The 11,571-nt window shown below is 40.3% G+C and carries 14 protein-coding genes and 9 tRNA genes; 22 read left to right on the forward strand and 1 reads right to left on the reverse strand.

Annotated elements, in window-relative coordinates; all coding sequences use genetic code 11:
- Positions 1-73: 73 nt before the first annotated feature.
- The 12 genes from alr to AC625_RS01325 all read left to right on the forward strand — a co-directional run bounded on the left by alr (position 74) and on the right by AC625_RS01325 (position 9,630).
- Positions 74-1,222 carry an alanine racemase gene (gene alr / locus AC625_RS01270; RefSeq protein WP_049683526.1) on the forward strand — a complete coding sequence of 383 codons (1,149 nt, stop codon included), beginning with the start codon at positions 74-76 and terminating at the stop codon, positions 1,220-1,222.
- Between the two features lie 158 nt (positions 1,223-1,380).
- On the forward strand, positions 1,381-1,671 hold the full coding sequence (locus AC625_RS01275) for a CopG family ribbon-helix-helix protein (protein WP_049683527.1): 291 nt from the start codon (positions 1,381-1,383) through the stop codon (positions 1,669-1,671).
- Between the two features lie 7 nt (positions 1,672-1,678).
- Entirely contained in the window at positions 1,679-2,029 is a 351-nt protein-coding gene (locus AC625_RS01280) for a type II toxin-antitoxin system PemK/MazF family toxin (protein ID WP_028390571.1), read from the forward strand.
- A 391-nt stretch (positions 2,030-2,420) separates the two neighbouring features.
- Positions 2,421-3,248: an STAS domain-containing protein gene (locus tag AC625_RS01285; protein ID WP_049679648.1), complete on the forward strand. Its 828-nt coding sequence runs from the start codon at positions 2,421-2,423 to the stop codon at positions 3,246-3,248.
- Positions 3,249-3,250: 2 nt separating this feature from the next.
- Positions 3,251-3,607: an STAS domain-containing protein gene (locus AC625_RS01290; protein ID WP_049679649.1), complete on the forward strand. Its 357-nt coding sequence runs from the start codon at positions 3,251-3,253 to the stop codon at positions 3,605-3,607.
- 4 nt (positions 3,608-3,611) lie between these two features.
- The gene (locus tag AC625_RS01295; protein ID WP_049679650.1) at positions 3,612-4,013 is read left to right on the forward strand and encodes an anti-sigma regulatory factor; all 402 of its coding nucleotides are present in this window, start codon (positions 3,612-3,614) and stop codon (positions 4,011-4,013) included.
- Positions 4,014-4,022: 9 nt separating this feature from the next.
- Positions 4,023-5,033 carry a PP2C family protein-serine/threonine phosphatase gene (locus AC625_RS01300; RefSeq protein ID WP_049679651.1) on the forward strand — a complete coding sequence of 337 codons (1,011 nt, stop codon included), beginning with the start codon at positions 4,023-4,025 and terminating at the stop codon, positions 5,031-5,033.
- 61 nt (positions 5,034-5,094) lie between these two features.
- On the forward strand, positions 5,095-5,427 hold the full coding sequence (locus AC625_RS01305) for an anti-sigma factor antagonist (RefSeq protein ID WP_049679652.1): 333 nt from the start codon (positions 5,095-5,097) through the stop codon (positions 5,425-5,427).
- Positions 5,424-5,897, forward strand: a complete 474-nt coding sequence (gene rsbW / locus AC625_RS01310) for an anti-sigma B factor RsbW (protein ID WP_049679653.1) — start codon at positions 5,424-5,426, stop codon at positions 5,895-5,897. The genes AC625_RS01305 and rsbW overlap by 4 nt, the downstream gene beginning before the upstream one ends.
- Complete coding sequence (gene sigB / locus AC625_RS01315; RefSeq protein WP_049679654.1) at positions 5,875-6,666, forward strand: RNA polymerase sigma factor SigB; 792 nt, start codon at positions 5,875-5,877, stop codon at positions 6,664-6,666. The genes rsbW and sigB overlap by 23 nt, the downstream gene beginning before the upstream one ends.
- A complete protein-coding gene (locus AC625_RS01320; RefSeq protein WP_049679655.1) occupies positions 6,663-7,271 on the forward strand; it encodes a PP2C family serine/threonine-protein phosphatase in 609 nt (202 codons plus the stop codon). Before sigB ends, AC625_RS01320 begins: the two co-directional genes overlap by 4 nt.
- 172 nt (positions 7,272-7,443) lie before the next feature.
- The gene (locus AC625_RS01325; protein WP_049679656.1) at positions 7,444-9,630 is read left to right on the forward strand and encodes a Tex family protein; all 2,187 of its coding nucleotides are present in this window, start codon (positions 7,444-7,446) and stop codon (positions 9,628-9,630) included.
- A gap of 52 nt (positions 9,631-9,682) precedes the next feature.
- On the opposite strand, the gene cmpA is transcribed toward AC625_RS01325, so the two are convergent.
- Positions 9,683-9,802 (reverse strand): cortex morphogenetic protein CmpA, encoded by a 120-nt coding sequence (cmpA, locus tag AC625_RS26310; RefSeq protein WP_152534698.1) that lies wholly within the window; start codon positions 9,800-9,802, stop codon positions 9,683-9,685.
- Between the two features lie 180 nt (positions 9,803-9,982).
- On the opposite strand from cmpA, the gene AC625_RS01330 reads away from it, so the two are divergent.
- The 10 genes from AC625_RS01330 (at position 9,983) to AC625_RS01375 (ending at position 11,539) form a co-directional block, all read left to right on the forward strand.
- The gene (locus tag AC625_RS01330; protein ID WP_049679657.1) at positions 9,983-10,456 is read left to right on the forward strand and encodes a SprT family protein; all 474 of its coding nucleotides are present in this window, start codon (positions 9,983-9,985) and stop codon (positions 10,454-10,456) included.
- A 132-nt stretch (positions 10,457-10,588) separates the two neighbouring features.
- Positions 10,589-10,663: transfer RNA gene (locus AC625_RS01335), tRNA-Asn, on the forward strand.
- A gap of 4 nt (positions 10,664-10,667) precedes the next feature.
- Positions 10,668-10,758 (forward strand) — tRNA-Ser (locus AC625_RS01340).
- Positions 10,759-10,775: 17 nt separating this feature from the next.
- Positions 10,776-10,847 (forward strand) — tRNA-Glu (locus AC625_RS01345).
- A 22-nt stretch (positions 10,848-10,869) separates the two neighbouring features.
- Positions 10,870-10,945, forward strand: a tRNA-Asp gene (locus AC625_RS01350).
- 68 nt (positions 10,946-11,013) lie between these two features.
- Positions 11,014-11,088, forward strand: a tRNA-Gln gene (locus AC625_RS01355).
- Positions 11,089-11,122: 34 nt separating this feature from the next.
- Positions 11,123-11,198, forward strand: a tRNA-Lys gene (locus AC625_RS01360).
- Positions 11,199-11,208: 10 nt separating this feature from the next.
- A tRNA-Leu gene (locus AC625_RS01365) sits at positions 11,209-11,290 on the forward strand.
- Between the two features lie 60 nt (positions 11,291-11,350).
- Positions 11,351-11,436: transfer RNA gene (locus AC625_RS01370), tRNA-Leu, on the forward strand.
- Positions 11,437-11,462: 26 nt separating this feature from the next.
- Positions 11,463-11,539, forward strand: a tRNA-Arg gene (locus AC625_RS01375).
- The last annotated feature ends 32 nt before the right edge of the window (positions 11,540-11,571 follow it).

Consider the following 11,571-nt stretch of genomic DNA (forward strand, 5'->3'; position numbering starts at 1 on the left):
TTCCTTGATTGGTGGGTACTAATTAGGTCACGGATTGGGGACGTTTTTTTAGAGAGAAGGGTTACGGTTGGCAATGACGGAATTCTACAGAGATACTTGGGCAGAAGTTAATTTAGATAATATTTATGAAAACATTATAAATTTGAGGAAGCATCTATCATCGCAAACAAAACTATTTGCCGTCGTGAAGGCGAATGCGTATGGCCATGGTGATGTTGATGTTGCAAAGACGGCCCTTTACGCGGGTGCTGATTATTTAGCTGTTGCTTTCTTGGATGAAGCCTTGGCATTAAGGAAGAAAGGGATTCTAGCACCCATTCTTGTATTAGGGGTGACGAGACCAGAAAGTGTAAAGATTGCGTCTGAGGAACGAATTACGCTCACTATTTTTCAAGATGATTGGATACAGCAAGCGAAGTCATATCTTCAAGGTGAAGATGTTCTATATGTTCATGTGAAATGTGATAGTGGAATGGGACGCCTTGGAGTTAGAAATAGGATGGAACTAGAGGCCATTGAAGGAAGTTTACTTGAGGATTCGCGTTTTGTCTTCGAAGGGATTTACACACATTTTTCTACTGCAGACAGTCTAAATGAAAACTACTACCACAAACAACTTGGAGTTTTTCAAGAAATGCTGTCCTGGCTGAAAACAAAACCTCAGTTGATTCATGCTTCGAATAGCGCGGCCTCATTAAGATTTCCAGAATCCACATTTAACGCGGTAAGAATGGGGATTGCTATGTACGGGCTAACTCCCTCTGTTGAAATGAAAGAATTGTTGCCTTTTCCTCTTCGTCCGGCATTATCTTTAAAAACAAGAATCGTAAATGTGAAAGAGTTGAAAAAAGGCGAGAGTGTTAGTTATGGGGCGACGTATACCGCTGCTGGGAATGAGTGGATAGGCACGCTTCCTATTGGGTATGCAGATGGCTGGATACGCAAGTTGCAAGGACAAGAGGTACTTGTAAACGGAGAAAAAGCGCCTATAGTTGGAAGGATTTGCATGGATCAATGCATGATCAAACTTCCCGAAAATACACCCATTAATACGGAAGTAACGTTAATAGGTAAGGATAATGGACAAGAGATTTCGGTTGATGAAATTGCAGAGCAGTTAGAAACCATTAATTACGAAATCACATGTATGATAGCATCAAGAATACCTCGTGTGTATGTTAAAAATGGTAAAATAACTCATGTGGTGAATGCACTTTTATAAGGCTTGTTAAAATTGTTTCAGAAAAATGAATAAGTTTTACGGGTTTTTGTTGATAATAATATATAGTCTAGAATATACTCTTTGCAGATAGTGATTTTAATGGTAATATTGAAAAGGATTAGTAATAGGTGTGTAGTGATTGGTGGAGGTGTATGTTTGTGTCTGAATCCAGCGCAACGAGAGAGATAATGATTCGATTACCTCAAAATTTCCTAACCGAATTAGATGGTTATGTAAGTGAAGAAAATGTAAATCGCAGTGAATTTATTTATCGTGCGACGAAAATGTATCTTCGTGAACGTAAAAAAAGAGAGTTTCGCGAATCCATGAAACGTGGTTATATCGAAATGGCCACCTTGAATCTAACCCTTGCTTCTGAAGCATTCCTAGCAGAATATCCAGAATATGAGGCCGAACATTCCGTTGAACGATTAGCAAGCGGAGGCTGAGCCCTTGATTGTTGTTAAGCGCGGTGACGTATACTTCGCAGACCTGTCTCCGGTTGTAGGTTCCGAACAAGGTGGAACCCGTCCGGTACTCATCCTTCAGAATGATATTGGAAATCGCTTTAGTCCAACTGTGATTGTAGCAGCTATTACAGCACAGATACAGAAAGCTAAACTGCCTACACACGTAGAGATTAATGCAAAGAAATATGGATTTGAACGTGATTCGGTCATCCTTTTAGAACAGATACGCACTATCGATAAGCAGCGTTTAACAGACAAGATTACACATCTGGATGAACCAATGATGCATAAGGTGAATGAAGCTTTACAGATTAGTCTAGGACTAGTAGAGTTTTAGTGTGTAAAAAATGGTTTTCCCTTTGAAGAGGACGTCTTTATATAATAATTTATGCCTACGTATAGGTGCAATAACGATTTTAGCTTTTTGCTGAAATCGTTATTTTTTTTGCGTTATAACAAGTCATGTATAGAGATTAGAGGTAGACTGACTTTTGAAAAATAAAAAAATTATCTTGATAATTGGTTTAATCTACTTCAAAAGAGGGTTTTATTATAGTTATGGCTTCTAATATGTAACAATTAAACGTTACAAACCTTATCGTAAAAAGTAATATATGTAATATTTTGTCTTTTAAAGAAGAAAAGATTAATTTTGTTTTACACTTACGTAACATCCCTGTGAAGCGGGCATAGAGTCGCAGGGGGTATGTTAAGATTGGGAGGAAATTATGAATCAAATAGTTTTTACATTTATTACCCATAGTCGTGACTACATGCTAGAGGAATGGATGAATCTCATGAAGGAAAATGCCGATGAGCGTCTTATTAATGTGGTGTCCAATGAGATGTTTGTGCAAACAAGCGCAGAGTTTATTGATATGATCATCTCCAACACAAGAAGAAACAATGAAGAGTTTGCTTCAAAGCTTTCTGATTTTGCAGAGAAAGTTGTACGTTTAGGATGGCCGCTTTCGTTCATAATTGAAGGGCTTCATAAATTTACTCTAGTCGTGATCAATGGAATGGTCATGAAAGAGCAGGTTACAAAAGATAATCAAATGGAGATTATATACGATTTAGATAAATGGACATCACCGATGAAACAGGAAATTATTTCAATATACACTCAAACGTGGGAAAGGACCGTCTCTCTTCAAAAAATGGCCCTCCAAGAACTATCCGCACCGCTAATCCCTGTTATAGAAGGGATTACCATCATGCCTTTAATCGGAACCATTGATACTGAGCGGGCTAAGCAAATCATGGAAAACCTATTGACTGGAGTTGTTAAACAGCGTTCAGAGGTCGTCTTAATTGATATCACAGGTGTCCCGGTTGTAGACACAATGGTAGCTCATCATATTATTCAAGCGGCGGAAGCGGTCCGACTTGTTGGAGCGAAATGTATGATTTGTGGCATTCGCCCTGAAATTGCCCAAACGATTGTTAGTTTAGGAATAAATTTGAATGAAATTGTTACAAAGAATTCGTTAAAAAAAGGAATTGACGCTGCCTTAGATTGGACAAACCGAAAGATTACTAAGGTGGAGGAGTGACAATGAGAATTCCGATATTAAAGCTATATGACTACCTTTTAGTGTCGATCCAATGGGAATTAGATGATGCTACGGCACTTGGGTTTCAAGAGGACTTATTACAAAAAATACACGAAACGAGTGCGAGTGGTGTTGTAATTGATTTAACCTCCATTGATTTTATTGATTCCTTTATCGCAAAAGTGCTGGGTGATGTATTCAGTATGTCAAAGCTGATGGGAGCAAAGGTTGTAATCACTGGAATCCAGCCTGCTGTTGCGATAACCCTAATCGAGCTTGGTGTTAGTCTAGAAGGAGTTATGACAGCGCTAGATTTAGAGAAAGGCCTGGAGAAATTACAACAGGAATTGGGGGATTAAGGGTATGGAGTTCCAATCCTGCGTGAAAATTATCAATGAATGGGATATTGTCGCCGCGCGTCAATTAGGGCGAAATGTCGCTAAAGAGCTGGGATTTGGTACTGTCGACCAAGCGCGTATTACGACGGCTATCAGTGAACTAGCCAGAAATATATATTTATACGCTGGACGTGGCAGCGTTTGTATAGAAAAAGAGTATGTGAATGGAAAATCCGGTATGAAGATTATAGCAAGTGATGAGGGTCCGGGGATACAGGATATCCGAAAAGTCATGGAGGATGGCTATACAACCTCTGGAGGGTTAGGAGCAGGTCTTCCGGGAGTAAGACGCTTAATGGATGAGTTCGATATTGATTCGTTTCCGAGTAAAGGAACCAAAGTCACGGCCATTAAATGGATCCGCTAGGAGGATGTTATGGCATACAGAGAGAACATGAAAAACAAATACCGTGAAGCTCTCTCAACTTATTTGCGAGATCAAACGGAGCAAGCGTTATATCAAGGGCAAAAAATTAGTAAAAAATCGATTGAACATAATATTGCACCTGAAGAAATCATTAATATTCATAAAAATATCCTGATGGACGTTTACCCAGGCACCCCAGGTGAAGTTCTGGATTCACTCGATTTTCTACTTGAAGTGATGATGGGTTACGGTTTCGCGTATCGTGAACATCAAAGTCTCAGACATATCCAACAAGAACTGAAAACGGAAATTGAAATTGCTGCCAATGTTCAATCTACTTTACTTGAAACGACCATTCCGAACGTGGATGGTCTTGAAATTGGCGCATTAAGCGTGCCGGCAAGACAAATGAGTGGCGATTATTACCACTTTGTTCAAGATGAAAAGAAGCATATTGGTGTGGCCATTGCGGATGTAATCGGGAAGGGGATTCCTGCAGCGCTTTGTATGTCCATGATTAAATATGCGATGGATAGTCTACCGGAACACCGACACAATCCTAGTAGCGTGCTGGAAAGCTTGAATCGTGTCGTCGAACAAAATGTTGATCCCAGCATGTTTATTACGATGTTTTATGGATTATATAACCCCGAGAACCATCTATTTTCTTATTCAGCAGCTGGCCATGAGCCTGGTTTCTATTATGAGTCCGCTACAAAGGGATTTACAGATTTGACTGCGAAAGGTTTACTGCTAGGTGTTGATAAAAAAACGAAGTATATGCAGTATGAAAAAAAAGTAGAGCCAGGAGATATGATTATTCTGTTATCGGATGGTGTTACTGAATGTCGTACGAGTGAAGGGTTTATTGAGAGGGAAACCTTGATTGAATTTATTCAACAAAACATTCATCTACACGCACAAGATATAGTGAACCGTCTTTTTAAGCAGCTAGAGAAAATGCAGCATTTTCAACTTCGTGATGATTTTACATTACTTATTTTAAAAAGAGATGTTTAATGTGATGATAAGCGGGTAAATAAAACAGAGGATATTAGGATGAAAAAGGTGGGGCATTGATATGGACATAACAGTTGAAGTAAAAGATATTACCTCTGGAGTAGAAGTGTGGGTGAAAGGTGAAATTGATGCATATACAGCGCCCAAGCTTAGTGAAACATTATATCCTTTATCTAAGCGAGAAGGAATTGTGATGATTGTTGACTTGACAGAGGTTTCGTATATGGACAGTACTGGTCTAGGTGTTTTCGTTGGTTTATTCAAAAGCGTGCGGGCGCACAACGGTGTTTTTACACTCGTTGGATTGTCAGAACGTTTGCAACGTCTGTTTGATATTACTGGTCTCGCTGATATCATAGATATTAAAAGTCATGCAGAGGGTGGAGTAGAATGAGTCAAGCATACGAATACATCGAAATGAAGATCCCGGCAAAACCTGATTTTATTGGAGTCATTCGATTAACGCTCTCTGGAATTGCTAGTCGAATGGGCTTTACCTACGATGAAATTGAGGATTTGAAGATTGCCACAAGCGAAGCATGTACAAATGCTGTGCAACACGCATATAAAGAACAGGATTACGGACAAGTGAAAATTAGCTTTGGCTTATATGAAGACCGTTTGGAAGTGATGGTTTCTGACAGTGGAAAAAGCTGCAACTTTGATGAGGTGCGTCAAGGGCTTGGACCCTATAAAAATGGACATGAGGTTGAATTTTTAAGAGAAGGAGGTTTGGGCCTCTATCTCATTGAGACTCTTATGGATGAAGTGAAAATTCACCAACATGAAGGGGTCACGGTATTCATGACTAAGTTTGTTGATGGAGAGCAGGTGGAGATGGATGCAAAAGTACTCTCAACCTAATCAAGCTGTAAAAGAACAAGTACATGAGTGGATTCGAGCTTATCAGCTCAATCAGGATGATGAAGCCCAAAATCAACTTGTCCTCCATTATAGAAATTTAGTCGAAGCCATATCTAGAAAATATTCAAAAGGGAAAGTATCCCAAGAAGATATTGTACAAGTGGGAATGATTGGACTATTAGGAGCCATCCGCAGATACGACGAGTCTTTCGGGAAAAGCTTTGAAGCCTTTGTGGTTCCTACTGTAATTGGTGAAATCAAAAGATATTTACGTGATAAGACATGGAGTGTCCATGTTCCAAGACGTATTAAAGAGCTGGGGCCGAAAATCAAGGTAGCTGTGGAAGAATTGACGACCGTTCTCCATCGTTCTCCTAAAGTTTGCGAAATTGCTGACTTTATAGGAGTAGCTGATGAAGAAGTGTTAGAAGCCATGGAAATGGGGAAAAGTTATCAAGCTTTATCTGTTGATCATTCAATGGAAGCAGATTCAGATGGCGGAACGGTTACACTGCTTGATGTTTTTGGGGATGTTGATGAAGGATTCGAGCGTGTTAATCAGCGCGTGGTGCTCGAAAAAGTATTGCATGTGTTAAGTGAAAGAGAAAAAAGCATTATCCAACTTACGTATCTAGAAAACCTGAGTCAAAAAGAGGCGGGCGAAAAACTCGGGATTTCGCAAATGCATGTATCCCGACTTCAACGCCGATCAATAAAGAAGCTCCGGGAAGCCATTCATGCAGAGAATAGCTCGGAGTCTGTTCGATGAAAAGGGCGTTTTTTTCCAAGAATCAATTTGATCTATGGGCGTTTCAATCTTCTAAAAATGGAGAGACCTATTGTGGAGATGATTATTATATTACTCATACGGATGAGTATCTTCTCTGTGTACTTGCAGATGGTCTCGGTAGTGGGGAATTTGCTTATGAATCCTCACACGCTGTCATTGAAGAGGTTAAGAGAAACCAAAACAAAGGCGTCGAGGCGCTTATGGATTTGGGGAATGGAGTATTGGTGAACAAAAGGGGAGCTGCTGTATCCGTTATAAAGATTTATTTCGATACGAGAGAATTTGTTTATAGTTCGGTTGGGAACATTCGATTCTTCTTGTATAATCCCGAAAAGGAGAAACTCGTTTACCCACTTCCTGTTACTGGATTTCTATCTGGAAGGCAACAAAAGTATCGTACTCAGCGATTTAAATATGAACCTGGGGCGAGCTTCATTCTTCATTCAGATGGTGTTCAACTTCAAGGAACAAAATCCCTTTTAAAGTCCTGTTCCCCTTTGGAACAGAAAGCCCAAGAAATAATTGAAGGAATAAAGGTCGAAGCTGATGACTCAACATTTATTATAGGAAGCTTACTTTCATGAAACTTTGGAAAGTAAGCTTTTTGTTATGAAAGTTTATATATGAACCTTTGAGATGAATAATGTGGGGATTTACTCTCATCATATTCGCAACGAGTCAAGGTTTTTGCTAGACTATACGTATAAGGGATTTTTTAGCAGTGGAAATATTAATGATTAGCTTGGAGGAAAAACAGTGATTGCAGAGGAAAATCAAACAAAAGAAATTGTAGATAAAGTATCTCGTGAGCTAGCATTGAAAATACATCAAGTACAAAATGTGATGAACTTGCTTCAAGAAGGTAATACCGTACCTTTCATTGCTAGATACCGAAAAGAAATGACTGGCTCATTAGATGAAGTACAAATTAAGACCATCATGGAGCGTTCGAATTACTTGGAAAACCTTAATCAACGTAAGGTTGAGGTTATTCGAAGTATAGAGGAACAAGGAAAGCTTACTCCGGATCTGAAGCTACAAATTACGCAGGCGGACAAACTTCAGGAAGTAGAAGATCTATATCGTCCATATAAACAAAAACGAAGAACGAAAGCGACAGTGGCGAAAGAAAAAGGCTTAGAGCCTCTTGCTAGATGGCTGCTTGAACTCCCTATATCTGAATCAATTGAGGAAAAAGCCGGAGAATTCTTATCTGAAGAACTTGATGTTCCTACTGTCGAAGATGCAATTAATGGGGCGAAAGATATTATTGCAGAAATTATTGCAGATGACGCAGAATATCGCAAGAAAATAAGAGCAGATGTTTTTAAAACGGGTACGTTCGTATCTGCTGTTAAAGACGAAGAAAAAGACGAAAAGAAAATCTTTGAAATGTATTACGAGTACACTGAGCCTGTTCAAAAAATAGTGCCGCACCGAGTATTGGCATTGAATCGAGGAGAAAAGGAGGACGTGCTACGAATTTCCATCGTTCCAAATGTTGAAGCGATTATTGCTTATCTTGAAAAGGTTGTGACGAAAGAATCAGTCTCTAGCGCTGTTACGCCAATTAAGGAGGCGATTGAGGATAGCTTTAAACGTCTAATCATGCCTTCTGTTGAACGTGAAATTAGAAAAGAACTGACAGAAAAAGCAGAAGATCAGGCGATTCATATTTTCTCAGAAAATCTGCGCAATCTTTTGCTTCAACCACCTTTAAAAGGCAAGGTCGTTCTTGCAGTCGACCCTGCGTATCGAACTGGCTGTAAGCTTGCTGTGATTGATGAAACAGGAAAAGTACTGGCTATTGATGTCATATATCCGCACCCTCCAGTCAACAAGAAAGAAGCTGCGCAGAATACGACTATTTCACTTTTGAAGGGATACCAGGTAGAAATTGTTGCGATTGGAAATGGCACAGCTTCTCGTGAATCTGAACAATTTATTGCGGATATCCTGAAGGAAGTTGAGGAACAAATTTCGTATATCATCGTAAACGAGGCAGGAGCAAGCGTCTACTCTGCATCTGACATCGCTCGTGTGGAATTTCCTGATCTTGCTGTTGAACAAAGGAGTGCCGTTTCTATCGGTCGCCGTTTACAAGATCCGTTGGCGGAGTTGGTTAAAATTGATCCGAAGTCAGTAGGGGTAGGTCAATATCAGCATGATGTCTCGCAAAAGAAATTATCAGAATCGCTTGCCTTTGTTGTCGAGACGGCCGTTAACCAAGTAGGTGTGAACGTTAATACAGCCTCTCCGTCTCTTCTTCAATATGTAGCTGGTCTCTCGAAGTCTGTTGCGCAAAACATCGTGAAGAGGCGGGAAGAAGAAGGGAAGTTTACGAGTAGAAAAAGCTTAAAGGGGATTCCGCGCCTCGGAGCTAAAACTTACGAGCAATGCATCGGTTTCTTAAGAGTAGTAGACGGTGAAGAGCCACTAGATCAGACGTCCATTCATCCTGAAAACTATGGAGCGGTCAATAAACTCTTGAAAAAGTTAGGATTTACTTCTCGCGACATTGGCAGTGAGGTTCTGAATGAAGCGTTGTCTAATCGTGGGGATATAAAGGCATTGGCGGAAAGCTTAGAGATTGGCGACATTACGTTAAAGGACATTATGGATGATTTAAGAAAACCTGGTCGTGACCTTCGAGACGATTTGGCAAAACCTTTACTTAAACAAGATGTTCTAAAGTTAGAAGACTTACAAAAAGGAATGGAGCTCCAAGGAACTGTTCGTAATGTTGTCGACTTTGGTGCCTTTGTTGATGTGGGTGTCAAACAAGATGGCCTTGTGCATATATCAAAACTGAGCAATAAATTTGTGAAGCACCCACTCGATATTGTGGCTGTTGGAGATGTAGTAACAGTTTGGGTGGATTCAGTAGATATCAATAAGCAAAGGGTGGCATTAACTATGCTTGAACCGAAAGACCAACTATAAAATGTAAAAAACACTTCCTTATCGGAGGTGTTTTTTAGGTAGGATTTTCCCGTTAATAATGAACACTTTCGTTATTCCAATAGTAAAACCAACATTGATTCAGCATTTTCACTTGAACATGATTCTTTTCGTGAAATGCCCTACGAATTTGATTTTGAAGCCAGATAGGCATGGAATAAGCCCCCAGTTAATTCGACGTTTTTAATATTATATGAATAGGGAGGATGTCTCGTGCCCATGGCAAGCCTTAAAAAATGGTGGGTCAAATCCAGAATAAGCTTTAAGAAAGAATATTCTTCGTTTATGATAAATGAAAAGATGGATATCGCACCAGTTAGAGAGGGGGGGGAGAGTGGAAAATCAGCAGCTTCAAAAACTCGTAGAAGAAATTTCACTTAAGGATTTTGCGAGGATATTTAGACACCGAGCATTTTTCAATTCTCGACTTAGGACAACAGGCGGTAGATATCTGTTGCGCTCGCATGATATAGAAATTAACAAGAAATACTATGATGAGAGAGGGATAGAGGAGCTTATAGGAATTATTAAACATGAGCTTTGTCATTATCATCTTCATCTTGAGGGAAGAGGGTATCAACATAAAGATGCTGATTTTAAAAAGCTTCTCAAACAGGTGGGGGCTCCTAGATTTTGCACGCCATTATCAACGGACAAGAATAAGATAAAACAAGATCAAAAAATATATCAATATGCTTGTAAGTTATGTAGTCAATTGTATAGTAGGAAACGCAGGATAAATACAACAAGGTATGTTTGTGGAACGTGTAAAGGAAAGTTGTTTCTTGTTGATAGTAAAGAGGTTTAAAAAAATTAAAAAGATGCTTGACTTTAGTTTTGAATGTCCTTATAATCTAAAGAGTCGACAAAAGATAACACATAGTTATCACGACGTTATAGTCTTTGAGTTCTATAGTAAGACACCAAATTCTTATATTATTCCGCAGTAGCTCAGTGGTAGAGCATTCGGCTGTTAACCGAACGGTCGTAGGTTCGAGTCCTACCTGCGGAGCCAATTTGGGGAAGTACTCAAGAGGCTGAAGAGGCGCCCCTGCTAAGGGTGTAGGTCGGGTAACCGGCGCGAGGGTTCAAATCCCTCCTTCTCCGCCAGATACTATTATTACGAAGGCCCCTTGGTCAAGCGGTTAAGACACCGCCCTTTCACGGCGGTAACACGGGTTCGAATCCCGTAGGGGTCATCGCTTTACTTATTTTCATACTGGTCCCGTGGTGTAGCGGTTAACATGCCTGCCTGTCACGCAGGAGATCGCGGGTTCGATTCCCGTCGGGACCGCCATTTTTTAAAAAGTATTGCGCAAGCATTAGCAACCGCAATGTAACAATAATTTGTTATTCATAAATTGATGGGCTATAGCCAAGTGGTAAGGCAACGGATTTTGATTCCGTCATGCGAAGGTTCGAATCCTTCTAGCCCAGCCATTTTCATATTTTGACATAAGTAATGTTGAACGATGAGCCATTAGCTCAGTTGGTAGAGCATCTGACTTTTAATCAGAGGGTCGCAGGTTCGAATCCTGCATGGCTCACCATTTATCTTATGCGGGTGTGGCGGAATTGGCAGACGCACCAGACTTAGGATCTGGCGCCGCGAGGCGTGGGGGTTCAAGTCCCTTCACCCGCACTTTTGAAAATCTTGTTGACACAAAATGTTAAACGTGATAAGATAATCAATGTCGCTTTTGCGGTCGTGGCGGAATGGCAGACGCGCTAGGTTGAGGGCCTAGTGGGGGAAACCCTGTGGAGGTTCAAGTCCTCTCGGCCGCACCAAAGAATGTAATTCAGATAGTATTTATGCGCCCGTAGCTCAATTGGATAGAGCGTCTGACTACGGATCAGAAGGTTATGGGTTCGACTCCTTTCGGGCGCGCCATATAGACGGGAAGTAGCTCAGCTTGGTAGAGC

Origin of the sequence: Peribacillus loiseleuriae (assembly GCF_001183985.1) — a bacterium.
In the GTDB taxonomy this organism is placed as follows: domain Bacteria; phylum Bacillota; class Bacilli; order Bacillales; family DSM-1321; genus Peribacillus; species Peribacillus loiseleuriae.